The following is a 25,008-nucleotide window of genomic DNA, read 5'->3' on the forward strand; positions in this document are numbered from 1 at the left end:
TTTCCTCCGATCAATGAATGGCTGGCGGCTGGCCGGTCCGGCTGCCGCCGATGCCGGAAGAAAAGCAACTAGCATGCCTGCCGGGACCGGCGCATCGTTCCGGTAGACGCGGTGCGGCCAGGCGGCTTGTCTGCCGTCGGATTGCTCCCAAAAGCCTTGAGCGGTGGGCGTATGGCGATATGTAAGCGATATATATTTGTTTTTCAACTAAATGATCGTGCCATGAAACCCTTCGCCAAAACCGCCTTCTGTCTCGCCATGCTAATGGGAACGTCCGCCGCTCATGCCGCCGCCATCTGCGGCGGCAAGTGGGCGCTGATCACGACGTATACCTGCGACGGCTCCCCGCTGTACAAGACCGCCAAATGCATCCTGGTGGGGCGCGACAAGAATCAGGACGGCAAGTGGGACGACGGAGACGAATTCAAGACCCGTTTCGAGGACGAGGCGTGGCAGTCGGTTGATTACGCGAAAGCGTGCACCGGCGACAACGCCCATCTATGCGACAAGCCCGAGAAGGCGCAGTGCCTGTCGTGAGCCGCCGCTTTCCGGCCCGCCGGCATCGCCGGGCGCCGTTCAGGGGTCCGGCGGGCGCGGCAGCGGCTGCGCGCCGGGGAGCTCCGGCGCGCCGCGCTGGACCTCGACCGCCGCGACGACCGGGGCCGCCTCCGGCCGCCAGCTGTTGCCGCCCTTCTTCACCGGCGGCAGCGCCGGGCGGGCCGGCGGCCGCCACTGCGTGGCCGGCGTGGCCTGATCGACGCTGGGCCGGAGAGGCGCCGCGGCGGCCGGCTTGGCCGCGACCGGCGGAGCGGGGGGCGCCTCCGCCGGCCACAGCCGCCAGGCCGCGCCGCCGGCCGCCGCGCCGAGCAGCAGGACGGCGGACCAGACGCGGCGGGGGATCACCAGTTCACCTGATCGTTCAGATTGATGCTGCCGCCGGCAGGCGTCTGCAGGCTGCGGTTGCCGGCCAGGTTTTCCCAAACGACGCTGCCGTCGGCGTTCTTGCGGTAGTACTTGTAGGCGATCTTCTGGCCGGCGGGCAGATTGACGCCATTTCTCCACGACGGATAGGCGGCCGCGTCCAGCGGAATGCCGAGATCGGTGTTCCAGGCGCCCAGCTGGCGGGCGTCGCCGGTGATGTAGAGCTGCTGGCCCCATTGCGTGACGGCGCCGGCGTTGATGCCGACCGCCACCTCTCCGGCCTTGGGCGCGGCGCGGCAGTTGTTGTAGCGCGCGCAGACCACCTGCGGGATGTCGACGACGCGGCCGGCGTTGATCGAGGCCAGCAGACTGATGTATTCGCCCATCGCCCAGTTCAACGGCGCCATCGATTTGGTCGGCGCGCCCGGCCGGTAGCCGGCCGGCGTCGTCACGGCCCAGCCGTCGGGCAGCGTCGCGCTGTTCGACCACACCTGTTCCGGCAGCATGCCTTCCGGCGTGGCCAGCAGTTTCAGCGTGGCGAAGTAAGGCTGGCCGGCGCTGCCGGTCCCCTGGCGGGCGATTTCGTACATGCCGCGTTCGGCGGTGAAGATAGGCCACAGCCGGCCGACGCCGCTGCCGTCGAAGTCGCCGCCGTCGTTGTGCTCGCCGTAGCCGTCGAAGTTGTAGCGGAACCAGGCGTTGGCCGGCAGCGCCGGCGCGCCGGGCAGCGCCAGGTACTGGCCGAGCACGCTGTCGAACACCGAGATGGTGTTGCTTATGGTCGCATCGTCGGCGCGCTTGACGCCCATGCGCACCAGTTCCAGGAAGCCGCCGTCGACGACGCGGCGCGCGTCGTGGCTGCCGCCGCCGTTCTTGACCGTCAGCGTCTGCGGCGTGTCCGGACCGGCCGCCGGATTGAAGCTGGCTCGATCGGTTCCTGCGCCGGCACGGGCGGCCGGGTTGATCCGGATGTAGTAGCTGCCGTTGCCGAAGCCGCCGCTGGTGGTATAGGTCCAGGCGGAGACGTTCTGCTGCCAGTAGTCGGCGGCTGACAGATAGCGGCCGGCGCTGGCGTCGTCGCCGTTGGCGCGGGCGATGTCGGCCGCGGCCACCAGACCGGCGATCTCGGCGGCGATGGTGGACGGCGAGTAGCCGGCGTTTTCCTCCCAGCGTTCCTGGTAGCTCCACGGCCCGGTGGCCACGATGTAGTCGGCCGTCAGCTTGATCTTCGGCCACAGCGGATTGGATACCGACGGTCCGAGACGCCAGGCCAGCAGAATGGGCATCGCCTGCTCGTCCATCTGCGTGCCCTGCCAGTACGGCCAGCCGCTGATCCAGGCGTTTTGCGGGAAGCGGCCGACGCGGCTGTAGCCGGCGGCGCAGCCGGGCGCGTTGTATTCGGCCGCGCCGCAGTCGCCGGTCTGCTGCAGCGTGTTGAACAGATAGTTCACCACGGTCGTGGCCGTGGCGGTGTCGCCGGCGGTGGTCAGCGCGTTGGCGAATTTGAACAGGTCGCGCGGCCATACCAGGTGGTAGCCGCCCTGGTTGGCGTCGCCCTGGGTCTCGCCCCACGGCGTGCCGATGCCGGCGATCATCGCGCCGTTGCTCTTGTCCTGCATCGTCTTCAGCGTCATCGCCGCCAGGTAGTAGCGGTCGTCGGCCAGGCCGCCCTGGGTGGACAGGCCGGCGGCATAGGCGTGCCAGCCGTCGTCGTATCGCCGCTGCGCGGCCGACAAGTCCGAGCCCAGCGAGGCCGACGCGGCGGCGATCGCGTCGCCCTGGCTCTTGCCGAAGCCCAGCACCACGTCGAAGGACACGCTGCTCGCCGCCGGGTCGCCCAGATCCAGCCAGCCCATCTGCGCGACGTTGCCGTTGCTGGCCGAATCATAGGTCCAGTTCATCGTCTTGTCGCCGCTGCCTACCAGGTCGGTCCAGCCATCGCTCTTGCCGACGAAGCCGTTGGACAGCATGGCCTGGCCGTTGACGGTTTTCCACGGCCGGCTGGCCATCAGCGCCGACGCGCGGTTGTTGCGGCCGGCGGCCAGCGCATAGCCGCCGGCGGTCGCGACGGTCTGGGCGCTGTTGCCGCCGCCGGCGTTGTCCAGATAGGGCTTGAACAGAACGTAGAGCTTGAAGTCCCCCAGCTTGCGGCCGTTCAACGCGGTGAAGGTCACGCGCTGCACCAGCGCGTCGCGGTCGGGATCGGCGAAGATGCGTTTGCTGATCCGCCAGTTGTGGCCGTCGTTGCCGGTGCTGGCGACCCAGCTCATCGTGCGCTTGTCGCTTTGGCCGGCGGAGTAGGCCTGCCGCTTTTCCTCGTCGACGAAGGTCTGGCCGGCGTCGCCGACCAGGAATTGGAGGTCAACCGATTCCGGCGTGTCCAGCACCGGGTAGTAGACTTCGGACACGATGCCGCGATAGCCGGTGAAATAGACGCGGGAAGGGCCGTTGACCGCGGTGCCGACGAAGGACTTGGCGGCCGGGCTGCGGACCGGTGCGTCGCCGGGCGAGCCGAAGGCTTCCGCGGCTTGCGCCGCAGGGGCGAACAGGCCGGCGATCAGGATGCCCAGCAAGGCGGGGCGGCTCAGGGACCGATGGGACATGCTTGTTGTCTCCTTTTATGGCGCTGCCGTTGACGAAGCGTTGAAGCGTGATACCTATGTAATTTTGTTACGAGGATATACCAAAAAAATTTAAACGTCATGAATTGATCTGACCGAGCGAGCCAGCGCTGCTGTAATTTTGTGACGTCGATCAAATAAACATGTATTATTTGTACATCTTTATTGTTTGCGACCCTGTGAAGCGGGGACTTTTTTCGGCAGATAAGATGTATTTAAGATGAATCTTAAGGAGGCAATATGTTGAGCGAACAAACCCAATCCCTGGTCAAGGCCACCGTGCCGGTGCTGCAACAGCACGGTGTCGCGCTGACCAGCCATTTCTACCGCCGGATGTTCGAGCACAATCCGGAACTGAAGAACGTGTTCAACCAGGGCCATCAGCATTCCGGCCAGCAGCAGCAGGCGCTGGCGATGGCGGTGCTGGCCTACGCCCAGCACATCGACGATCCGTCGCCGCTGCTGCCGGTGCTGATCCGCGTCGCGCACAAGCACGTCAGCCTGGGCATACGCGCCGAGCACTACCCCATCGTCGGCAAACATCTGCTGGCGTCGATACGCGAGGTGCTGGGCGAGGCGGCCGGCGACGATCTGATCGAGGCCTGGGCCGAGGCCTACGGCCTGCTGGCCGACACGCTGATCGGCATCGAAAACGACATGTACCGCGACACCACCAACGCCGACGGCGGCTGGAGCGGCTGGCGGCCGTTCCGGGTGGCGAAGAAGGAAGCGGAAAGCGAGGAGATCGCGTCCTTCTATCTGGAGCCCAGCGACGGCGGCGCGCTGCCGTCGTTCCAGCCCGGCCAGTACGTGTCGGTCAAGCGCTTCGTCTCCGAGTGGGGGCTGAGCCAGCCGCGCCAGTACAGCCTGTCCGACGCGCCCAACGGCGAATACCTGCGGATCTCCGTCAAACGCGAAGACGCGGCCGACGGCAAGCCGGCCGGCCGGATGTCCAATCTGCTGCATCGCGAGGTCAGGGTCGGCGACGTGCTGGAGCTGAGCGCGCCGCAGGGCGATTTCTTCCTGCATGAGGACCGAACCGGCCCGGCGGTGCTGATCAGCGCCGGCGTCGGCCAGACGCCGATGCAGGCGATGCTGGGCAGGCTGCTCGAGCGCGGCGGCCGCGAAGTGCGCTTCCTGCACGCGGCGCGCCACGGCGGCGCGCACGCGATGGGGCGGAAGCTGCGCCAGCTGGCCGAACGCCACCGGCAGCTGCAGATCCACGTCTGCTACGAGACGCCCAGGGAGCAGGACGCCATCGGGGTCGACTACCACGCCGCCGGCCGGCTGGACCTGGACGGCGTGAAGGCCATGGCGCTGCTGCCCGACGCCGATTACTACCTGTGCGGGCCGCTGGGTTTCATGAACGCGCAGCGCGACAGCCTGCGCCGCCTCGGCGTGGCCGCCGAACGCATCCATTACGAGGTGTTCGGCTCCAATCCGCAGGCCGACTGAGTCCGGCGATTGAGGCGGCGGCGCATCCGCGTTATGCTGCCGCCGATTCCCCGTATTGATTAGGACGCCATGCAACTGACTCGATTCACCGACCTCGGCCTGCGCGTGCTGATGTATCTGACCGGGCAGCAGCCCGGCCAGCTGGCCACCATTCCTGAGATCGCCGAGCGGTTCGAGGTGTCGCGCAACCATCTGGTCAAGGTGGTGCACTTCATGGCGCAGCAGGGCTGGCTGGCGACCGCGCGCGGCAAGGGCGGCGGCCTGGCGCTGGCGCGGCCGCCCGAACACTACCGGCTGGGCGAGGTGGTGCGGGCGCTGGAAGGCAAGCCGCAGCTGATAGACTGCGCGGAACCGCCGTGCGCGCTCAGCCGCGGCTGCCTGTTGAAGGGGGCGCTGGACGAGGCGCTGGCGGCCTTTTTCCTGACGCTGGACGGCTACACGCTGCTCGACATCGTCGCCAGCCCCACCGGCGAAGCCATCATCCGTCTTCACCGTTCGAGCCGCTGATAGCATCCTGATCCGGCGTTGCGCCTCCTTGCCGTACGACGTGTACTGTCTGCGTCGGCGCGCCTTGGCTCAGGACGCTATCAGCGGCCCTCATGCCTGGGTCATCCTGCGTTGCGCCTCCTTGCCGTACGACGTGTACTGTCTGCGTCGGCGCGCCTTGGCTCAGGATGCTATCAGCGGCCCTCATGCCTGGGTCATCCTGCGTTGCGCCTCCTTGCCGTACGACGCCGTTGCCGTACGGTTCGACGGCGATGCCCGGTCGAGCCGGGCGGGCGCGGATCGCGGCCTCGTCGAACGGTTCCACCCGCAGGCCGAAGTGACCGGCCTCGGCGCCGGGCGCCTTTCCTTCTTTCTTTCGCGGCCACCAGGTCGGTCAGCACGCTGCCGGCGTCCAGACGCACCAATCCCCGTTTTTCCCGTCTCTTCGCCACGCGGCAGCCCGGCGTTTCCAGATAGAAGCGTTCGGAACGGTCGGGGGAGGCCGACGCGCAACACGATGTGGTCGATTCCCCGGCGCGGGACAGGCTGATGGCATTCTCCGGTCCGGGCTGGATGGTGATATGATTTTTAAATCATGTATCGGTGTTGAATCGTTATTTTTCATGATGTCGAAAGCGCCGTGGCGCACATGGGGAGGATGTATGGAATGGCTGGCCGGCCTGCCGCGCGTGGCGGGTCTGTTCGTCTTGACGGCGTTGGCCGAAATCGTCGGCTGCTATCTGCCTTGGCTGGTGTTGCGCGAGGGCAGGTCCTGGTGGCTGCTGGTTCCGGCGGCGCTGTCGCTGGCCTTGTTCGCCTGGTTGTTGACCCTGCATCCGGCGGCGGCCGGCCGTGTTTACGCCGCTTACGGCGGCGTCTACGTGACGGTGGCGATAGGCTGGCTGTGGCTGGTGGACGGCGTCAGGCCGGATCGCTGGGATGCGATCGGCTGCGCGCTGGCGCTGGCCGGCATGGTTGTGATCATGCTGGCGCCGCGCGGCTAGGCGCTTGCATCAGTTCGAGGCGCGCGGCGCCGGCGTGTTCGGCGGATGGCGCCGGGATGCGTACAAGCCGAGCAGGATCAGTGCGACGCCGGCCAGCTGGGCCGGCGCGGACCTGCCGCCGACTCCGGCCAGGCGGTCTATCAGCACGCCGGCCAGCATCTGGCCGGCGATCACCAGCAGCGCGGTTTTCATCGTGCCCAGCCGCGGCAGCGCGTAGCCGTTGAGCGCGACGAAGACCGCGCCGATGACGCCGCCGCACCAGGCGGTCCAGGGGGCGTCCAGCGGCAGATGAAGCGCCGCCGCGCCGCCGGCCAGCGACAGGCTCAGAAACAGGAAACCGCCCAGATGGTTCCAGAACGACGCGGCCAGGGCGCCGTCGTGTTGCGCCAGCTTGCCGTTGATCGAGCGGCTGCCGCCTATGCACAGTCCGTTGACGATGGCCAGGGTCATGAAAAGCAGCATGTTCAGGCTCCGAAAATCAGGATCGCGCAGCCGGACAGCACCAGCGGCAGCGCCAGCGCGTCGTTCAGGCGCAGCGGACGCCGCGGCATGCCGAACAGGCCGAGGCGGTCGGACAGCAGGCCGAACAGCACTTGCCCCGTCATGCCCAGCGCCAGCGTGCCGGACAGCGCCAGCGGACTGTTGACGGTGATGGCGGCCAGCGCCACCGTCAACGCGCCGGGCACGCCGCCCAGGTAGGCCCAGCGGGGCGGTCGGCCGCTGACCGGCCTGGCCTGCCGCAAGGCCTTCCACAGCAGCAGGGCGGCCAGCATGCCTATCGCGTGGGCCAGCCATGACGCGGTCAGCGGATTGCCGTAGGCGGCGAGCCGGCTGTTGCAGTGGATCATCAGCGCGAGCAAGGCGCCGGCGAGCAGCGCCAGCGCGGCAGGCCCGTGTCTTTCGAACGGCCGGGCCGCGGGATGAGGGGAGGGCATGGAAAATCCTTCTTGTCTTGAACGAATGCGGCGAGGCCGGATGGCGGAACTGTACATTGTGTCCTGTTGACTGATAATCCGTATTTTTGGAAACTTATTGCGGATAAAAAGTGGACAGTAAGATGGAGCATTTCGCCGCGATACCGATTTTCGTCGCCGTGGTCGAGGCCGGCAGCTTTTCGGCCGCCGCCGAAAGATTGGGCCTCTCCAAGTCGGCGGTCAGCAAGCGCGTGCAGCAACTGGAGGCGGGGCTGAACGTGCGGCTGCTGCAGCGGACCACGCGCAGCCTGAGCCTGACCGAGGCCGGCGAGCGCTATTACGACCGCGCCCGCGGCGCGCTGGCGCTGGCCGGCGAGGCGGAGGAGGTGGCGGCCGGCTTGCAGGGCAGGCCGCAGGGCCTGCTCCGGGTCGCGGTGCCCATGGCTTTCGGCCGGCTGCACCTGTCGCCGCTGGCGGCGGAGTTCCTGCGCCGCTACCCGGACATCCAGCTGGACATGGCGATGGACGACAGGATGGTGGACCTGGTCGAGGGCGGCTACGATCTGGCGGTGCGCATCGGCAATCTGCCGGACAACCGCATGGTGGCGCGCCGCATCGCGCCGTGCCGGGTGGTGGTGTGCGCGTCGCCGGACTACCTGGCCAGCCATGGCGTGCCCGAGCATCCGTCCGATCTGGCGCGGCACAACTGCATCCATTACTCCTACTACCGCGGCGGCGCTTACTGGTCCTTCCGGGGGCCGGACGGCGAGATCCGCGTGCAGCCGCGCGGCAACTACCAGGTCAACAACAGCGAGGCGAGGCGGGACGCCTTGCTGGCCGGCCTGGGCATCTGCGAGATGCCCACCTTCATCGTCGGTCCGGACCTGGCCGCCGGCCGGCTGGCGGCGGTGCTGAGCGACTATCCGTTGCCGGCGCACGCGATCCACGCCGTGTCTCCGCAGCGGCGGCTACCGGCCAAGGCGCGGGCCTTCATCGACTTCCTGGTCGAGAGACTGGGCGGCGAGGCGCCGTTGTGGGACAGGGATCTGCCCCCATCTGTGCTGTCATCGAAATACGGGGAACGCCAATGAGCAAACGTTACCGGACGGCGCTGGTCTGGCTGCGCCGCGACCTGCGGCTGGACGACCACGCCGCCTTCTACCACGCGTTGAAGAACAGCCAGGCGGTGCTGCCGGTCTTCGTGTTCGACGCCTCCATCCTGGACGCGCTGCCGCGCGACGACCGCCGCGTCGATTTCATCCATCAGAGCGTCGCGGCCTTGAAGGCCGAGTTGAACGCGCTGGGCGGCGATCTGCTGGTCCGCCATGGCCTGCCTGTCGACGAGATTCCGCGGCTGGCGGCGGAACTGGGCGCCGACGCGGTGTTCTGCAACCGCGACTACGAGCCGGCCGCCCGCGAACGCGACGCCGAGGTGGCGCGGCTGCTGTCCGAGCGCGGCATCGCCTTCCACGCCGCCAAGGATCAGGTGATCTTCGACACCGACGAGGTGCTGACCGGCGCCGGCAAGCCGTTTTCGGTGTTCACGCCGTACAAGAACGCCTGGCTGAAGAAGCTGACGCCGTTCCATCTGCAGGCCTACCCGGTGCGGCGCTATCTCGATGCCTTGATGCCGCGCCGGCCGCAGACGATGCCGTCGCTGGCCGATATCGGCTTCGCGCCCAGCGACTTGTCCGGTCTGCCCATCCAGGCCGGCGCGGCAGGGGCCGAGGCGCTGTTCGCCGACTTCGCCGGCCGCATCGAGCGCTACAAGACGCAACGGGACTTTCCCGGCATCAAGGGCGTGTCCTATCTCAGCATCCACCTGCGCTTCGGCACGATCTCGATCCGACGGCTGGCCGCCTACGCCTGGCACGACGGCGGCGAGGGGGCGATGACCTGGCTGAACGAGCTGATCTGGCGCGATTTCTACCAGCAGGTGCTGTGGCACCGGCCCGACGTGGTCGCGCACGCGTTCAAGCCGGAATACGACGCGCTGCCGTTTCCCAATGATCCCGAATGGTTCGACGCCTGGCGCGACGGCCGCACCGGTTATCCGCTGGTGGACGCGGCGATGCGCCAGCTGAACCGCAGCGGCTATATGCACAACCGGCTGCGGATGGTGACGGCCAGTTTCCTGGTCAAGGATCTGCTGATCGACTGGCGCCGGGGAGAGAAGTATTTCGCGGAAAAGCTGCTGGACTTCGACCTGGCCGCGAACAACGGCGGCTGGCAGTGGGCGGCCAGCACCGGCTGCGACGCCCAGCCCTATTTCCGCATCTTCAATCCGGTGAGCCAGAGCGAGAAATTCGACCCCGACGGCCGCTTCATCCGCCGTTACGTGCCGGAGCTGGCGGCGCTGCCGGACAAGCTGATCCACGCGCCGTGGCAGGCCAAGCCGGAACAACTGATGTCAGCCGGCGTGCGGCTGGGACGCGACTATCCGCATCCCATCGTCGACCACGCGATTCAGCGCGAGCTGGCGCTGGCGCTGTTCAAGCGCTGAATTCGTCCGGCCAGCCGCCCTCGTCCAGCGATTGGCGGCGGTAGCGCTCCGGCGAGTCGCCCAGATGCTTCTGGAACATCGCGATGAAGGCCGACGGCGTCGCATAGCCCAGTCGCGCCGAGATGTCCTGCACGCTGTCGCCCTGCTTGAGCCCGGACAAGGCTTCCAGCAGCCGCGCCCGGTTGCGCCATTGGCCGAAGCTCATGCCCAGCTCGCGCTGGAACAGCCGCGCCAGCGTGCGCTCGGTGCTGAACACGCGCTCCGCCCATTGCTTCAGCGTGGTGGCGTCGGCCGGGTCCTGGCGTATCGCGTCCAGTATCGGCTGCAATACGCGTTGCCGGCTGTCGGGCAGATAGCTGGCCTCGCGGCCCGATTGCAGGATGCGCTGGCACAGCAGTTCGGCCTGGCGGATGTCCCATGGCTCGGTCGGCACGGTGATCTGGCGCTGGCCGAAGTCGTCCAGCAGCGCGCGCACCAGCGGCGTCTGCTCCAGCAGGCAGGTGGCGGGCGGCAGCCGCGCGGCCGCTTCGTCGCCGACGTAGATCGAGGTGTAATACATCGCCTGGTGGATGTAGGCGGCGTGCGGCACCGCCGGCGGCGTCCACAGCAGGTATTGCGCGGTGGCCACCACCCGGCCCTCGTCCAGCAGCAGCTCCATCATGCCCAGATTGATGCGGCTCAGCTGTCCCCAACGGTGGCGGTGGCGGGCGAACTCGCTTTTCGGCGCGAAGCGGTGGAAGCGGAAGGTCAGCGGCATAGGCTCCGGCAGGTCATGGTCGCTGGCTAAATAGTCGTCTTGCGCGCTGTCCATATTGTCCGGTTTGCCTCAGTGTTTTGTCTGTTTTGCATTATATCGTCCATAACGGACGGCTCTACAATAGGCCTATAGAGTCGAAGGAGGCTGTGATGGCCATGCTGTTTCCCCTGCTGGCGGTACTGATCTGGGCCGCCAACACCATTGTTTCGAAGGCCGCCGCCCAGGTGCTGGACCCGGCGGCGATCTCCATCTATCGCTGGCTGCTGGCGGCGCTGGTGCTGACGCCGTTCTGCCTGCCCGCGCTGCGCCGCCGCGCCGGCGAACTGAAGCCCTGGCTGGGCAAGCTGCTGGCGCTGGCGATGCTGGGCATGGTGATGTTCCAGTGCCTGGCCTATTACGCCGCCCACAGCACCAGCGCCACCAATATGGGCGTGATCACCGCCCTGGTGCCGCTGCTGGGCCTGCTGTTGAATGCCGCGGTTTTCCGCCAGAAGGTGAGCGGCCTGGCCTGGCTGGGCGTGGCGGTGTCGCTGGCCGGCGTGGTCTATCTGCTCGGCAAGGGCGATCCCGTCAGCCTGCTGGCCAACGGCGTCAATACCGGCGACGCGCTGATCCTGGCCGGCGCCGCGTCCTACGCGCTGTATGGCATCCTGCTCAGGCGTTGGGCGCCGCCGTTCGGCGCCTGGCTCAATCTCTATCTGCAGGCCAGCCTGGCGGTATTGCTGTTGCTGCCGCTGACGCTGACCGCCCACAGCATGGCGATTCCGGCCAAGGGCGTCGGCCTGGTGCTGTTCGCCGGCATCGGCTCCTCGCTGCTGGCGGCCTATTTCTGGATGCGCGGCATCCAGCGGCTGGGCAGCGAGCGCACCGCCATCTTCATGAACCTGCTGCCCTTGTTCACCGCCTTGCTGGCCAGCGCCTTGCTCGGGGAAACGATACACGGCTACCACTGGCTGGGCGGCGGTCTGATCCTGCTCGGCGTCGCGCTGGGGCAGGGCGTCTTGGGGCTGGGCGGGGCGAGACGGATGGCTTTTGTAAATAAATAACACAATTCATTAACAAAAATTTACCTGACCGATGTGGCGTTTTATTGCGCCCGCGGCGCCGGAGCGAAGCTAAATCCACGCGTCGGATCGATGCGCGGCCATGTCGTGGCAGATTGCTGCGCATGGCCGTGTTGCAGCGCGGAAATGCTTTGTCATCGGGGTGTTGACGTTTATTTCGCGGCGGGATTACCATCGCGGCGTTTTCATAACTGGGGGCTGATGCCTTGGAAAGTTGCAGTAGTAGTTGGTTATCCACCGGGTCGTGCTGACCGGCAAAGGCATCGTCACCATTTTCTTGGCCGCTGTCCCGCCGCGAGGCTAGACAGTGCGCATCCCAGGCTCGGCCATTCCGCCGCGGCCGCGTATCTACCCTAATACCGTTACTGCTGATGACCGCGTACCGAACCCTGTCGGACGCCTAAATCAGGTTTGCGCACATCCGCGCCTGCATGCGCAGCGTCCAGCACGCTCGCAGCCGCGGCCGTGCCCGCATGCCTTCGTTTGCCTGAAAAACGACGGGCGGTCCCCGCTTGCGCCGCCTGTTCGGAGACGATGACAATGACGAATAACGTCAAGAACAACGAAGCTGTACTCGACAGCGCCCACATCGGAGACATCCGTGGCGCATTCGGCACCATACGCCACGGCGACGTGGCCGCCCGCAACGGCCTCTGGCAGAGGCTGCGCACGTTGCTTGCCATCCTGGGCCCCGGCCTGATCGTGATGGTCGGCGACAACGACGCCGGCGCCTTCAGCACCTACGCCCAGGCCGGGCAGAACTACGGCACCTCGCTGCTGTGGACGCTGATCCTGCTGATTCCGGTGCTGTACGTGAACCAGGAAATGGTGCTGCGCCTGGGCGCCGTCACCGGCGTCGGCCACGCCCGGCTGATCCTGGAGCGTTTCGGCAAGTTCTGGGGCGCCTTCAGCGCCATCGACCTGTTCCTGCTGAACGCGCTGACCATCGTCACCGAATTCATCGGCATCACGCTGGGCTTGCAGTATCTGGGCCTGCCCAAGGTTTGGGGCGTCATCGCCGCCGCCGGCCTGGTGATGGCCGCGGCCAGCACCGGCGACTTCCGCCGCTTCGAGCGCTTCTCGCTGATCCTGGTGGTGTTCAGCCTGCTCTTGGTGCCGGTGTTCATGATGGTGCATCCGCCGATGTCCCAGATCGGCCACGACCTGTTCGTGCCGGGCATGCCGGCCGGCGGCAAGCTGTCCGACGTGATGCTGCTGATCATAGGCATCGTCGGCACCACCGTGGCGCCGTGGCAGCTGTTCTTCCAGCAAAGCTACGTGATAGACAAGCGCATCACGCCGCGTTTCATCAAGTACGAGCGCGCCGACCTGTGGCTGGGCATCGTGCTGGTGCTGATCGGCGCCATCGCCATCATCGGCATGTCGGCCGCGCTGTTCGCCGGCAGGCCGGAGTTCGGCAATTTCCAGGACGCCGGCGCCGTCGCCGCGGGCCTATCCAAATACCATAGCCACCTGGCCGGCGTGCTGTTCGCCATCGCCTTGATCGACGCCAGCCTGATCGGCGCCAGCGCCGTGTCGCTGTCCACCGCCTACGCGCTGGCCGATGTGCTGAACATGAAGCACTCGCTGCATCGCAAGCCGTCCGACGCCCGCGCCTTCTACCTGGTGTATTTCCTGCTGATCGTCGGCGCCGCGTCCCTGGTGCTGATCCCCGGCGTGCCGCTGGGGCTGCTGACCAACGCGGTGCAGACGCTGGCCGGCGTGCTGCTGCCGTCCGCCTCGGTGTTCCTGCTCTTGCTGTGCAACGACAAGGACGTGCTGGGGCCGTGGGTCAACGGCCGCTGGACCAATCTGTTCACCGGCCTGGTCGCGGCGGTGCTGGTGCTGCTGTCGGTGATCCTGACCGCGTCGGTGTTGTGGCCGGACATCTCCAGCCAGACCATCGTCAACGTGCTGGTCGGCGGCGGCATTGTCGGCGGCATCGTGGTGATCGCCGCGCATACGGTCAAGCTACGCCGCGACGCCGAGACCGGCGCCGACCTGCAGGAAGAGGCCAAGCCAAGCAAGCTGTACATGCAGACCTGGCGGATGCCGCCGCTGGCCCAGCTGAAGCCGATGGTGCTGTCCCGCAGCAACCGCATGTGGATGGCCGTGCTGCGCGGCTATCTGGTGGTGGCCGTCATCATGGTGGTGTACAAGGTGACGCAGGTCGCCTTGCTCGGGCACTGAGCGCCGGGTTAAGGTGGGGCCGGCGTGGCGCATCAGGCGCGGCGCCGGCGGCGCGGAGCCATCCCGACGGCTTTGGTATTTGCGCGTTCCTTGATCAATCCCACACAAGCAGGAGGACGCATGCACTATAACCTGCACAATCTGTTCGATTTCGACCTGTTCGGCCTGCTGCATTCGCTGGTCTGCCTGGCGATGGCCTTCGTCTGCGGCACCGTGATCGGCCTGGAGCGGCAATACCGCCAGCGTACCGCCGGCCTGCGCACCAATGCGCTGGTCGCCGTCAGCGCGGCGGCCTTCGTCAATATGGCGCTGCAGCTGGACGGCTCCGGCAGCGCGGCGCGGGTGGTCGCCTATGTGGTTTCCGGCGTCGGCTTCCTCGGCGCCGGCACCATCATGAAGGAGGGGCTGAACGTGCGTGGCCTCAATACCGCCGCCACGCTGTGGGGGTCGGCCGCCACCGGCGCCTGCGCCGGCGCCGGCATGCTGGGCCAGGCCGTGCTGACCACGATCTTCGTCCTGGCGGTGAACACGCTGCTGCGGCCGGTGGTCAATTCGATCAACCGCCGTCCGATCGACGACGACGCCAGCGAAGTCACCTACCAGCTGTGCGTGATCGCCAGCCGCGACGAGCAGAAGCTGGCGCTGGCCCAGGTGGGCGAGTTGCTGGAGCAGGCCAACTACCCGGTCGGCGACCTGGATGTCGAGGCCTTCGGCGACGACGAGGTGGAGATGACGGCCACGCTGCTGGCCACCTCGGTCGATTCGGAAGAACTGGACCGCATCGCCGCCGATCTGGCCGCCAAGCCCTACATCAGCCAGGCTTACTGGAACACCAGCACCAGCGAGTGAGCGCGGGAAACCGGCAAGGACAGCCGCCGCGGCGATCGCCCGGCGGCTGTTTCGCATCCGGATCCCGGCGGCAAGCGCGTCGCGACGCCTTGTCCGCCATCAATGTTCATGACAGACGGTGTTACAATCATAACTAGGTTTTTAGTTGTCGCCGGGCGCGGGCAGGACGGGGCGCCGGCGGCGGGGTAATCCACGGGCGGCCCGACCGGCGCCCGGTTTCTCGAGACAGCCTTATGACCATCATCCGCCAGGAAGACTTCATCCAGAGCATTGCCGATGCCTTCCAGTACATCAGCTGCTACCACCCGAAAGACTATATCGACGCGCTGTACCAGGCTTATCTGAACGAGGAGAGCACCGCCGCCAAGGACGCGATGGCGCAGATCCTGGTCAACAGCCGCATGTGCGCCGAGGGCCGCCGCCCGATCTGCCAGGATACCGGCATCGCCGTGGTCTTCCTGAAGGTCGGCATGAAAGTCCAGTGGGACGCCCAGCTCAGCGTGCAGGAGATGGTCAACGAGGGCGTGCGCCGCGCGTACAACCATCCGGACAACAAGCTGCGCGCCTCGGTGCTGCTGGATCCGGCCGGCAAGCGCCAGAACTCCAAGGACAACACGCCGGCCGTCGTGCACTTCGAGATCGTCGAAGGCGAGCAGGTGGAGGTGATCTGCGCGGCCAAGGGCGGCGGTTCGGAGAACAAGTCCAAGATGGCCATGCTGAACCCGTCCGATTCCATCGTCGACTGGGTGCTGAAGACCGTGCCGACGATGGGTGCCGGCTGGTGTCCGCCGGGCATCCTCGGCCTGGGCATAGGCGGTACGCCGGAGAAGGCGATGCTGCTGGCCAAGGAAAGCCTGATGGACCACGTCGACATCCACGAACTGAAGGCCAAGGCCGCCGCCGGCGCCGAGCTGTCCCGCGTCGAAGCGCTGCGGCTGGAACTGTTCGACAAGGTCAACGCGCTGGGCATAGGCGCCCAGGGCCTGGGCGGCCTGACCACGGTGCTGGACGTCAAGATCCTCGACTACCCGACCCACGCGGCGTCGCTGCCGGTGGCGATGATCCCGAACTGCGCCGCCACCCGCCACATCCATTTCCATCTGGACGGCAGCGGTCCGGCCCACCTGGAAACGCCCAGCCTGGAAGACTGGCCGGACATCACCTACGACGCCTCGTCCGGCAAGCGCGTGGATCTGGACAAGATCACCAAGGAAGAAGTGGCCAGCTGGCAGCCGGGCGACGTGCTGCTGCTGAACGGCAAGATACTGACCGGCCGCGACGCCGCCCACAAGCGCATGATCGACATGCTGAACAAGGGCGAGAAGCTGCCGGTGGACTTCACCAACCGCTTCATCTACTACGTCGGCCCGGTCGATCCGGTGCGCGACGAGGTGGTCGGCCCTGCCGGCCCGACCACCGCCACGCGGATGGACAAGTTCACGCGCCAGATGCTGGAGCAGACCGGCTTGCTCGGCATGATAGGCAAGGCCGAGCGCGGCCCGGCGGCGATAGAGGCGATCCGCGACAACAAGGCCGTCTATCTGATGGCCGTCGGCGGCTCCGCTTACTTGGTATCCAAGGCGATCAAGGCGTCCAAGGTGGTGGGCTTTGCCGACCTGGGCATGGAGGCGATCTACGAGTTCGAGGTCAAGGACATGCCGGTGACGGTGGCGGTCGATTCCTGTGGCACCTCGGTGCACAACACCGGTCCGGCCGAATGGCGCGTCAAGATAGGCAAGATCCCGGTCAGCGCAGGCTGAGCCCGTTGTTTTGACGATGCGAAAATGCCGCTCATTCGAGCGGCATTTCTTATGGCGCGGTGAGTGGACGCTCAGCGGGCCAGCCAGATCGCCGGGGTGAACTCGCTCGAATAATCGCTGGAGCAGTAGCTGGAGCCAGGATACATCGACAACATGGAGCCGCTGCAAGTGCTCCAGTTTTTGCCGTCCGTGCTGTACATGGTGACGCTGGTGGTGCCGCCATTCATCGTTTTGATCGATAAGCCCCATTTATTGTTCAGCGGCGGGGCGAGTACGATCCAGTAAGTTTGTCCTGCTTGCAGCGAAATGCCGCTGGAGCCGAGAAGGTATTGCAGGCTGGCCGGCAGGAAAGAGCCCTTCTGGCCGTTATTGACCGATGGAACGGTGGTGTTCGCATCGAACAGATCGGTCAGATTATTGCTGCTGAGCAGCTGCTGGCCGGGTTTTCCCGCATCGTCGCTGTAAATGCCGACGGTCAGATCGGCGGTATGGATGGTGCGGTCGTCGGCCTTCCCGTCCGGTTGAATGTCGAGGCCCAGGTATTTCGCATTGAACGTATGGTCCGGCGTGATCTTCCAGGCGATCAGCTTGTTCGCCGGGATGGTCTTGCTACTGCCGTTGCTGGAATTGCTTAGCGGATAGTAGGTAGTGTCCAGCTCCAATCCGGTCTGCTTGCTGTTGATCTGCCAGCCGATATTGCTGCTGCCTACACGCAGAACGGACTGCACCTGCTGGCTGAAACCCAGCGAGCGATCCTGCAGCTCGAACACGTCGCCGTTTTGCGCCGTGGTGTATCTGCCGCTGACCGGCCGGTGGTTCTTCAGCAGCGTGGCGCTGCCGGTGAGGGAGACCGCCACGTTCTTGCCGGCCGGCAGTCCGGTGACCTTGACCGGATTGCTGCTGTAGATCTGGCGCAGCTCGGCGTCGGCCACATTGTTGAACACCAGGCCGTTCACCGGAATCACCCGGCGGGGCAACACGCCGCTGCCATCCTTGTCCAGCCACTCCTCGAAGCGCGGCGCGGCCAGCGCGATGCCGCGGTTGGCGTAATAGGTTTCGACATTGCGCCTCACGCCGTCCAGATCGATCTGGACGGCCGCCGTTTTCAATTGCGCTTGCAGATCGCTGGACGACAGTTTGCCGTGATCGGCCAGGTCGGCGGCGATGGAGCTGATCAGGTGCGACAGCTCGGCCGTTTCGGTCCCAGGGGCCTGGGTGCGGGCCACCTGCGACAGGATGGCGGACGTGGCCAGCAGGATGGCGTCCTGGTCTGAGCCGCCGTTGATGCGCATATCGAACAACGAGCCTAGATTGTCGACCGCGGCCGGATCGATGCCGAACACGGCCAGTACCTCGTTGCGCGATTGCGCATAGGCGCTTTGATAGTCGCTGCCGCCGGCCATCAAGGCTTTCAGCCGCGGCGCCTGCAAGGTGGTCAGCAAGTTATGGCTGAATGGTTGTCCGGCATACATATTTGATACCAGCCTGGAGCTTGATGGCAGAGAGTGATACGGCAGGTGTTGTAGAGTCGCAGCACTAGTGACAGTTGACTGGCGTGTGCGCATTTTTCTCTTGCAAATCTTCAGCTTGCGGCATAAATACTGAAAATGTTCACGGCATTGTTTTAGTGGTTTTACCTAGCGAGTAATGAATATGGCGCCCGGTTCCGTCGCAACCTTCAGCCTCTATTCCGATCTGTATGCGCGTTTTCGCCCATCGTATCCGGAGGCCTTGTACAACTGGCTGCTGCCGTTGTGCCCCGGCTACCAGCGGGCGTGGGACTGCGCCACCGGCAGCGGGCAGACCGCCGTCCGGCTGGGCGAGAGCTTCGCCCGCGTCGACGCCACCGACATCAGCCCGGCACAGCTGTCGGCGGCCGAGCCGCATACCCAGGTGTATTACCGCGAGTGTCCGGCCGAGGTGACGCCGTTCGACGACGGCTGCTTCGATCTGATCTGCGTGTCGCAGGCCCTGCACTGGTTCCACCATCCGTCGTTCTGGCCGGAGGTGCAGCGGGTGCTGAAGCCGGGCGGCATCTTCGCCGCCTGGGGCTACCACCATTGCGTGGTGTCGCCGGAGATAGACCGCGCCTGCGGCGTGCTGTGGTCCATCATCGAGCCGTTCTGGTCCAGCCGCTGCCAGCTGCTGTGGGACGACTTCCGCGGCAGCGGCTGTCCGTTCCCGCTGCTGAAGGCGCCCAGTTTCACGATCAGCAACGAATGGACGCTGGACCACTTCCTCGGCTTCCTCAACACCACGTCTGCCAGCAAGCTGTGCAAGCAGGCGCTGGGCGAGAGCATTCTGGACGAAGCCTGTCTGCGCATCGCCCGCGCCTGGGGCGAAGAGGGCCGCATCCGCCGCGTCGAGCTGCCCTTGCACCTGATGGTGGCGCGCAAGGACGACGCGCCGGCCTTCGGCGGCCGCTACTGACTCAGCGCTGGCGGTCGTATTCCGCCTGCAGGTCGGACAGCAGGATGTTGAGCGCGTCGGACGAGCGCACCAGCTCCAGCAGCGATACCGCCAGCGACGCGATCATGCACAGCAGGCTGACGCCGAAGGTCAGCTCTCCCCAGGCCTGCCAGCCGGTGTAGATCTGGAACATCGCCACCGAGCACAGGAACAGGCTGCCTATGCCCATGAACTGCATCCACTTGATCAGCGTGATGCGGGTGCGCAGATTGCCGATCTGGCGCAGTATCTTCGGATCGCGGCTGTCGCGGTATTCCTCGTACAGATTGCGGATGATGCTCGCCAGGCCGAGAAAACGATTGGTGTAGGCCAGCAGCAGCAGCGAGACGGCGGGAAACAGCAGCGCCGGGGTGGTCAGGTTCAGTGCGGAATGCATCAGGAGTTCTCGTCTATCCATACGTCGATGCCGGTTTCCACCGTATCGAACAGTTCAATCACATCGTGGTTCTTCATCCGGACGCAGCCCAGCGAACTGGGGCTGCCCCACGGCACATGTTCGCCGGCGCCGTGGATGTAGATGGCGCGCTCGTAGCTGTCCACGTTGCGGCCCTGGTTGAAACCGGGTTCCTGGCCGCACAGCCACAGGATGCGGGTCAGGATCCAGTCCTTGTTAGGATATTGCGCGTGCAATTCCGGCGTGTACTTCCACGGCGTCACCTGGCGGCGGAAGATGATGGTGTTCTCCGCCGCGCCGTCGCCCAGTTTGTCGCAGACGGTGTGCCAGCCGCGCGGGGTCTGATAGCTGCCGCTGGTTTCGCCGACGCCGTTCTTCGCCGTCGATACCCGGTATTCCCGTTGCACCAGGCCCCAGCCGTCCAGCAGCCGCAGCGTCTGCGATTTCACGCCGACCCAGATCCACGGCCGGCCATAGTGGCGGGTATTGGCATGGGTCGGTTGCAGCGGCGCGTCGGTCTCGGCGCGCAGCAGCATGGCTGCGCTGTCGTCGGCGGCCTGGGCCAGCAGCGGCAGGCAGGCGAGGAATGCGGCGAGCAGGTTTCTCATCTCAATCCTCTCCGGCGCCGAGGCGCCGCTGCCGGAAGAAGGCGGACAGCTGCTCGGCGCAAAGTTCGGCCTCGACGCCGCCGAACACCGCGGCGTGGTGGTTGAGCCGCGTGTCGGCGAACAGGTCGACGGTGCTGCCGGCGGCGCCGGTCTTGGCGTCTCGGGCGCCGTAGACCACGCGGGCGACGCGGGCGTGCAGGATGGCGCCGCTGCACATCGGGCATGGTTCCAGCGTCACGTACAGATCGCAGCCGTCCAGCCGGTAGTTGCCCAATCGGGCGGCGGCGTCGCGCAGCGCCAGCATCTCGGCGTGGGCGGACGGGTCGCGGCGGCCTATCGGTTGATTGTAGCCGCGGCCGACGATGGCGCCGTCCTTGACCACCAGCGCCCCGACCGGCACTTCGCCTTCGCTCGCGGCCTGTTCGGCCAGCTGGCGGGCCAGCTGCATGAAACGGCGGCGGCTGGCCTCGTCGGGCGGCGGCGCCACCGGCGGATGGCTGGCCAGGCGGCGGAGCAGCTCGGCCTTGTCGTCGTCCGGCAACTGCTGCCAGTGGATGCCGCGCGCGGCCGCCTCCAGCGCGAACAGCAGGCGGCGGGTCACGGTATGGCCGGCCGCCTTCAATTGCAGGAAGACGGTCGTCGCGCCGCGCGCCTGCAACTGCTGGCGGGTATGGATGTCCAGATCGGCCAGCCAGGCGATGGCGGCGGGGGGGAGCGGAGGGGAAGTCAGCGTCACGGGGTCGAAAGCGGGAAGCGATGCGGCGATATGGTCATTATGACGTGTTTGGCGCCGTTGACCAAACGGGGGAGGCTGGGCGGGGCCATCGACATGCGGAATTTCGATCAGGGCGCGACCGGCTGAATTTAATGGCATAAAGAAATCGAGAAACCGGCCGATATCACTGGAAAATACCAGAAAGACCGTGATGTCCGTGATCTCCTCCCCGTCTGGCGCCAGCATCTGGCGGCAGAGCCAGTTCCGTCCGGCGCGGCAAGCCGGCGAGCAGGGATCGGCGGCGCCTGCCGGCGCCACAGCCGATGCCGGCAATGCCCAGGACGCCGCGCCATCGGCCTTGTCCGATCCACGCAGCGCCTTGCAGCGCTCGCTGAGTCAGGGTCTGCAGGACTATATGCAGAAGCTGCGCGTCGATCTGAACCGCCCGGTGAAGCAAAGCAGCGAGGCCGACTCGATGCAGAAAAAGGCGCTGAAGGAGAGGGTGGAGGCGCTGCGCCGGATGATGATGATGGTGCACGACAAATCCTCGCTGCGCGCGCTGGCTTCCGAGCTTGCCCGCTTGGCGAAGGATTTGAAGGCGCTGGTGACCAGCATGACCCAGAACGCCGCGGACAGCCAGATGGCGGTCAGCGTCGATGGCCAGTCCGACGGCGGTCGGTCAGGCGATGGTCAGGATGCCGCGGCATCGTCGTCCGACGCGGTTCAGGATGGAGGCGCCGCCGCCGCGGATGCGGCCGCGTCCGATGCCACGGCCTCCGGCGAGTCAGACGGAAGCCAGGACGCCGCGGCCGGCCAGGCCGAGGCCGCTTCGGCGCAGCAGCAGGCGGCCGCTCAGGCCGATGCGGGCCAAGCCGCGGCGCAGACCGCCGCGGGCGGCGGGCAGAAGGAGGAGGGCGGCGGCAATGCCGCGGCGGTCGATCCCCAGGCCGCGCTGCATTCGATGCTGTCCGGGGGCAAAGGCAATCCGGTCGCCGGAGATCCCGACATCCAGGAAATCCTGCAGACGCTGAAGATGGTCAAGGAATTCATCAAGCAGCAGGCGCAGCAACTGCAGTCGCAGGCCAAGCGGGACGTGCGGGATCAGTTGGAAGGCGCCGAAAAGGCGCTGGAGGATGTCAACAAGATACTGAAGGGCGGGCCGGAGGCGGAACAGGTGATCACCGGACAGATCAGCGTCAATATCGGCGATGCCGCCGCCGTCGTCGACAATGTCGGCGCCGGAGGCGGCGGCGTCAATGTCTCGGCCTGACAAGCCCGTATGATCCCGTCTGTAAACCGGTTCTGAAACGGCTTGCCGCTTCAGCGCGGCCAGGCGCGGCGCAGCAGCCGCCACACGACCCACAGGCGGGCGCCGCCCTGCAGCCAGCGCCGTAGGCGGGCGTCGGCGGGCAAGAGCTTGCCCAGCGCCTCCAGCGTCGAGCCCAGCCATCCGTTCCGCCACATCGCGAAGCCGGATCCGGCCAATCGCAGCGGCTGCAACAGCCTTTCCTGTTCCAGCCGCAGCTTGACGCGCAAGGCCTCGCCCTTCATCACCAGCAGCTGTTTCTTCAGCGCGCGGTCCTGCGGCGTCATCCGCGCTCACCGCCCGGACCCAGCGCCGCCCAGTCCTTGCGGATCTCGTCCAACGTGGTGGAGAACGGCGCCGGCTGCTGCCGCAGCCGCCGGCGCAGGCCCAGCAGCAGCGCGAGGCCGCCGCCGCACAAGAGCAGCGCCAGACCGGCCATGACGGCGATCCGCCATGGCGGCGGCGTCAGCGCCCACAGCGCCAGCAGCGCGGCAATCAGTCCGCTGCCCAGCAGCGTCACGCCCAGCATGCCTTGCAACAGATTGCCGACGATCTCGTCCTTCAGTTCCAGCGCTTCCAGCGCCAGCAGCTCCGCACGGGTCAGCAGCAGCGAGGCGAAGCCGTCCGCGAATGAGCGCAAGGTGCCGGGGCGGGGGGCTTGGGCGGAGTCGGACATCCGGCTCAGCGGCGGGATACCAGCATGCCCAGCAGGAAGGCGACGCCGGCGGCGATGCCTATCGACTTCCACGGGTTGTCATGCACGTACTGGTCGGTGACCTTGGCGGCTTCCTTGGCCTTGCCGACCACGGCGTGCTCGGCGTCGCGCAGCTTGGCCTTGGCCGTGCCCAGCTTGTCGGTCAGACGTTTGCGCAGCTCCTTGCTGTGCTGGGTGCCGTCGTCGACGGCAGAGTTGATCAACTCCTCGGTGCTGTTCAGCACCTGGCGCACATCATCCAGCAATTGCTCTTTTTCCTTGACGCTAGCGGCGGTGGGCATGGAGACCTCCTGGCGAATGTTGTAAAGGAAACCGGTTCGGCGCGGCGTCCAACCGTGCCAGCCCAAGCTAGCAGGCCTGAGAGGCGGCGTCAAACTGCGGCGGCAACGGTTTGGGGCGACCGGAGAAGCAGGCCGCCGCGGCGCTTCGATGCGGCCAAGGCAGCGACATGACATAGGGTCTTGCCAACCATTGCTATACCTGTTGGTAGAGTGCCTTGTCCAGTGAAGGTTCCCGTGTCCGCAGCGGCCCGCGCGCGCAGGCCAGCCCGGCCAGCGCCATCAGCGCGCAATAGAAGGCGCAGACCCACGGGCTCTTGGGCATGGCCGCGATCAGCAGCAAGGGCGTGGCGCTGGCCCACAGCGAATAGGCGATGTTGTAGGTGAACGAGATGCCGGACACCCGCACATCGGCCGGGAACAGGCCGACCATGATGGACGGCACCACGCCGACGATGCCGCAGCACAGGCCGGCGAAGGCGTAGGCCAGGCCCGGCCAGCCCCAGTCCGCGATCAGATCGGCGTACAGCGCGGCGATGCCGACCGGCAGCAGCAGGCTGTACAGGACCAGGCTGCGGCGCTGGCCGATGCGGTCGCAGACGTGTCCGGCGATCACGCAGCCGATGTTGAGGAAGACGATGCCGACGCTGCTCAGCGCGAAGGCGCGGTCGGCGTGCATGCCGAAGCGCTGTTGCAGCAGCGTCGGCGTCACCACCACCAGCACCACGACGGCCGAGGTCAGCACGCAGGTCAGCATAGTGGCCGGCAGCAGCGCGCGGCGGTGCCGGCGCAGCACGTCCAGCAGCGGGTAGGGCGCTTGCTTCTGCTGGCGCTCGCGCATCGCCAGGAACACCGGCGTTTCGCTGAGCCAGCGCCGCAGCCAGACGCCGAAGAGGCCGAACGGGCCGCCGAGCAGGAAGGGAATGCGCCAGCCGTAGTCCAGCATTTCCTGCGGCGTGAACACGCGCGCCAGCAGCGTGGCGGTCAGCGCGCCCAAGAGGTAGCCGAAGGTCAGGCCGGCCTGCAGCACGCCCAGCGCGTAGCCGCGGCGGCCGCGCGGCGCGTGCTCGGCGACGAAGGACCAGGCGCTGGGCACTTCGCCGCCGACCGCCGCGCCCTGCAGGATGCGCAGCGACAGCAGCAATAGCGGCGCCAGCATGCCGATGTCGGCGTAGGTCGGCATCAGGCCGATCAGCAGACAGGGGCCGGCCATCATCAGTATCGTCAGGCTGAACACCTTCTTGCGGCCGAGCACGTCGGCGAAATGAGCCATCAGGATGCCGCCCAGCGGACGCGCCAGATAGCCGGTGGCGAAGATGCCGAAAGTCTGCAGCAGCCGCAGCCATTCCGGCATGTCGGGCGGGAAGAACAGCTTGCTCAGCGTGGTGGCGAAGAAGGCGAAGACGATGAAATCGTAGATTTCCAGCGCGCCGCCCAGCGCGGCCAGGCCCAGGGTCTGGTAGTCGGCGCGGGTCAGCGGGGTGGATCGGGAGTCGGTCATGGTCAATCACGGTGCTTGGGATGCCGGTCTGGCGGCATCGCTATGGTAAAGAGCGGGCCGGGCCTTGGCCGGAGGCTCGCTCGCGCATGGCCGCCAGTTTAGCGCGGGATGGCCATACTGCGGTAATAATCATATTCCTATCGCATCGTTTTTCGGGTGGCTTGAGCGGTGGCGCGGACGGAAATGCCCGCCAGGCATGGTTATGGCTGACATCAGCCAAGCATGAAGAAGTCGATGGCTGCAGAAAAGTGGCGTTTGGAGCGATGAGGAACGGTTATGTCGAAGCGCACTCGATGAATTGCTGAGCGAGCCTGCCTTCGATCCGCGAACAGAGCATAGGAAAACCATGGCGGATGAGGGCCGATTTGGCTGGGCGCTCGCCGACGATTTATGCCGTTCGCCCAACACCGAACACAAGCGGCAATCCCGCGAAGCCGCAAGTTCCACTACCATGCAAGCCTAGCAGCCTTCTATTGCCGGCATGCCCGGCGGAAGAGG

25 protein-coding genes are annotated in these 25,008 nt (G+C 66.4%); 12 read left to right on the forward strand and 13 right to left on the reverse strand.

Annotated features, from left to right (window positions below; all coding sequences use genetic code 11):
* Window positions 1–222: 222 nt before the first annotated feature.
* Entirely contained in the window at window positions 223–537 is a 315-nt protein-coding gene (locus WNM05_RS06915) for a hypothetical protein (protein WP_434633655.1), read from the forward strand.
* A 39-nt stretch (window positions 538–576) separates the two neighbouring features.
* Here WNM05_RS06915 and WNM05_RS06920 read toward each other — a convergent pair whose 3' ends face one another.
* Both WNM05_RS06920 and WNM05_RS06925 read right to left on the reverse strand, forming a co-directional pair.
* The gene (locus WNM05_RS06920) at window positions 577–903 is read right to left on the reverse strand and encodes a hypothetical protein (protein ID WP_434633657.1); all 327 of its coding nucleotides are present in this window, start codon (window positions 901–903) and stop codon (window positions 577–579) included.
* Window positions 900–3,524 carry a glycoside hydrolase family 15 protein gene (locus WNM05_RS06925; RefSeq protein ID WP_434633659.1) on the reverse strand — a complete coding sequence of 875 codons (2,625 nt, stop codon included), beginning with the start codon at window positions 3,522–3,524 and terminating at the stop codon, window positions 900–902. Before WNM05_RS06925 ends, WNM05_RS06920 begins: the two co-directional genes overlap by 4 nt.
* Before the next feature lie 258 nt (window positions 3,525–3,782).
* On the opposite strand from WNM05_RS06925, the gene hmpA reads away from it, so the two are divergent.
* The 3 genes from hmpA (at window position 3,783) to WNM05_RS06940 (ending at window position 6,487) form a co-directional block, all read left to right on the forward strand.
* Window positions 3,783–4,997: an NO-inducible flavohemoprotein gene (gene hmpA, locus WNM05_RS06930; protein ID WP_434633662.1), complete on the forward strand. Its 1,215-nt coding sequence runs from the start codon at window positions 3,783–3,785 to the stop codon at window positions 4,995–4,997.
* Between the two features lie 69 nt (window positions 4,998–5,066).
* On the forward strand, window positions 5,067–5,504 hold the full coding sequence (locus tag WNM05_RS06935; protein WP_434633665.1) for an Rrf2 family transcriptional regulator: 438 nt from the start codon (window positions 5,067–5,069) through the stop codon (window positions 5,502–5,504).
* A gap of 641 nt (window positions 5,505–6,145) precedes the next feature.
* Entirely contained in the window at window positions 6,146–6,487 is a 342-nt protein-coding gene (locus WNM05_RS06940) for a YnfA family protein (RefSeq protein ID WP_434633667.1), read from the forward strand.
* 9 nt (window positions 6,488–6,496) lie between these two features.
* Here the strand turns inward: WNM05_RS06940 and WNM05_RS06945 are convergent, their stop codons facing one another.
* Entirely contained in the window at window positions 6,497–6,949 is a 453-nt protein-coding gene (locus tag WNM05_RS06945) for a DMT family transporter (protein ID WP_434633670.1), read from the reverse strand.
* 2 nt (window positions 6,950–6,951) lie between these two features.
* A complete protein-coding gene (locus WNM05_RS06950) occupies window positions 6,952–7,422 on the reverse strand; it encodes a DMT family transporter (RefSeq protein ID WP_434633672.1) in 471 nt (156 codons plus the stop codon).
* 122 nt (window positions 7,423–7,544) lie between these two features.
* Here WNM05_RS06950 and WNM05_RS06955 point away from each other — a divergent pair, with 122 nt between their 5' ends.
* Together WNM05_RS06955 and WNM05_RS06960 are read left to right on the forward strand one after the other, a co-directional pair.
* A complete protein-coding gene (locus WNM05_RS06955; protein ID WP_434633674.1) occupies window positions 7,545–8,492 on the forward strand; it encodes a LysR family transcriptional regulator in 948 nt (315 codons plus the stop codon).
* Complete coding sequence (locus WNM05_RS06960; RefSeq protein ID WP_434633675.1) at window positions 8,489–9,904, forward strand: cryptochrome/photolyase family protein; 1,416 nt, start codon at window positions 8,489–8,491, stop codon at window positions 9,902–9,904. Before WNM05_RS06955 ends, WNM05_RS06960 begins: the two co-directional genes overlap by 4 nt.
* Here the strand turns inward: WNM05_RS06960 and WNM05_RS06965 are convergent.
* Complete coding sequence (locus WNM05_RS06965) at window positions 9,894–10,715, reverse strand: AraC family transcriptional regulator (protein ID WP_434633676.1); 822 nt, start codon at window positions 10,713–10,715, stop codon at window positions 9,894–9,896. The genes WNM05_RS06960 and WNM05_RS06965 overlap by 11 nt on opposite strands.
* 95 nt (window positions 10,716–10,810) lie before the next feature.
* On the opposite strand from WNM05_RS06965, the gene WNM05_RS06970 reads away from it, so the two are divergent.
* From WNM05_RS06970 to WNM05_RS06985, 4 genes are all read left to right on the forward strand, one after another.
* A complete protein-coding gene (locus WNM05_RS06970) occupies window positions 10,811–11,707 on the forward strand; it encodes a DMT family transporter (protein ID WP_434633677.1) in 897 nt (298 codons plus the stop codon).
* A gap of 558 nt (window positions 11,708–12,265) precedes the next feature.
* The gene (locus WNM05_RS06975) at window positions 12,266–13,915 is read left to right on the forward strand and encodes an Nramp family divalent metal transporter (RefSeq protein ID WP_434633678.1); all 1,650 of its coding nucleotides are present in this window, start codon (window positions 12,266–12,268) and stop codon (window positions 13,913–13,915) included.
* Between the two features lie 120 nt (window positions 13,916–14,035).
* Window positions 14,036–14,764, forward strand: a complete 729-nt coding sequence (locus WNM05_RS06980) for an MgtC/SapB family protein (protein WP_434633679.1) — start codon at window positions 14,036–14,038, stop codon at window positions 14,762–14,764.
* A 233-nt stretch (window positions 14,765–14,997) separates the two neighbouring features.
* Complete coding sequence (locus WNM05_RS06985; RefSeq protein ID WP_434633680.1) at window positions 14,998–16,524, forward strand: fumarate hydratase; 1,527 nt, start codon at window positions 14,998–15,000, stop codon at window positions 16,522–16,524.
* Window positions 16,525–16,595: 71 nt separating this feature from the next.
* Here the strand turns inward: WNM05_RS06985 and WNM05_RS06990 are convergent, their stop codons facing one another.
* Complete coding sequence (locus WNM05_RS06990; RefSeq protein WP_434633681.1) at window positions 16,596–17,966, reverse strand: hypothetical protein; 1,371 nt, start codon at window positions 17,964–17,966, stop codon at window positions 16,596–16,598.
* A gap of 211 nt (window positions 17,967–18,177) precedes the next feature.
* Between WNM05_RS06990 and WNM05_RS06995 the strand changes: the two genes are divergently transcribed.
* The gene (locus WNM05_RS06995; RefSeq protein WP_434633682.1) at window positions 18,178–18,954 is read left to right on the forward strand and encodes a class I SAM-dependent methyltransferase; all 777 of its coding nucleotides are present in this window, start codon (window positions 18,178–18,180) and stop codon (window positions 18,952–18,954) included.
* 1 nt (window position 18,955) lies between these two features.
* Here the strand turns inward: WNM05_RS06995 and WNM05_RS07000 are convergent, their stop codons facing one another.
* The 3 genes from WNM05_RS07000 to tadA are packed head-to-tail and all read right to left on the reverse strand — an operon-like array spanning window position 18,956 to window position 20,731.
* Window positions 18,956–19,369 (reverse strand): DUF2721 domain-containing protein, encoded by a 414-nt coding sequence (locus tag WNM05_RS07000; protein ID WP_434633683.1) that lies wholly within the window; start codon window positions 19,367–19,369, stop codon window positions 18,956–18,958.
* Entirely contained in the window at window positions 19,369–19,995 is a 627-nt protein-coding gene (locus WNM05_RS07005) for a L,D-transpeptidase family protein (protein ID WP_434633684.1), read from the reverse strand. The genes WNM05_RS07000 and WNM05_RS07005 overlap by 1 nt, the downstream gene beginning before the upstream one ends.
* A gap of 1 nt (window position 19,996) precedes the next feature.
* Window positions 19,997–20,731, reverse strand: coding sequence for a tRNA adenosine(34) deaminase TadA (gene tadA / locus WNM05_RS07010; protein ID WP_434633685.1), 735 nt, complete (start codon window positions 20,729–20,731; stop codon window positions 19,997–19,999).
* 190 nt (window positions 20,732–20,921) lie between these two features.
* On the opposite strand from tadA, the gene WNM05_RS07015 reads away from it, so the two are divergent.
* A complete protein-coding gene (locus WNM05_RS07015) occupies window positions 20,922–21,980 on the forward strand; it encodes a hypothetical protein (RefSeq protein ID WP_434633686.1) in 1,059 nt (352 codons plus the stop codon).
* Between the two features lie 50 nt (window positions 21,981–22,030).
* Here WNM05_RS07015 and WNM05_RS07020 read toward each other — a convergent pair whose 3' ends face one another.
* The 4 genes from WNM05_RS07020 to WNM05_RS07035 all read right to left on the reverse strand — a co-directional run bounded on the left by WNM05_RS07020 (window position 22,031) and on the right by WNM05_RS07035 (window position 24,510).
* Window positions 22,031–22,303 (reverse strand): hypothetical protein, encoded by a 273-nt coding sequence (locus WNM05_RS07020; RefSeq protein WP_434633687.1) that lies wholly within the window; start codon window positions 22,301–22,303, stop codon window positions 22,031–22,033.
* Window positions 22,300–22,692, reverse strand: a complete 393-nt coding sequence (locus WNM05_RS07025) for a phage holin family protein (protein WP_434633688.1) — start codon at window positions 22,690–22,692, stop codon at window positions 22,300–22,302. The genes WNM05_RS07020 and WNM05_RS07025 overlap by 4 nt, the downstream gene beginning before the upstream one ends.
* Before the next feature lie 5 nt (window positions 22,693–22,697).
* Window positions 22,698–23,012, reverse strand: coding sequence for a DUF883 family protein (locus WNM05_RS07030; RefSeq protein ID WP_101707220.1), 315 nt, complete (start codon window positions 23,010–23,012; stop codon window positions 22,698–22,700).
* 193 nt (window positions 23,013–23,205) lie between these two features.
* Window positions 23,206–24,510, reverse strand: a complete 1,305-nt coding sequence (locus WNM05_RS07035; RefSeq protein ID WP_434633689.1) for an MFS transporter — start codon at window positions 24,508–24,510, stop codon at window positions 23,206–23,208.
* Between the last annotated feature and the right edge of the window lie 498 nt (window positions 24,511–25,008).

The organism is Chromobacterium sp. CV08 (assembly GCF_051129845.1).
Classification (GTDB): Bacteria; Pseudomonadota; Gammaproteobacteria; order Burkholderiales; family Chromobacteriaceae; genus Chromobacterium.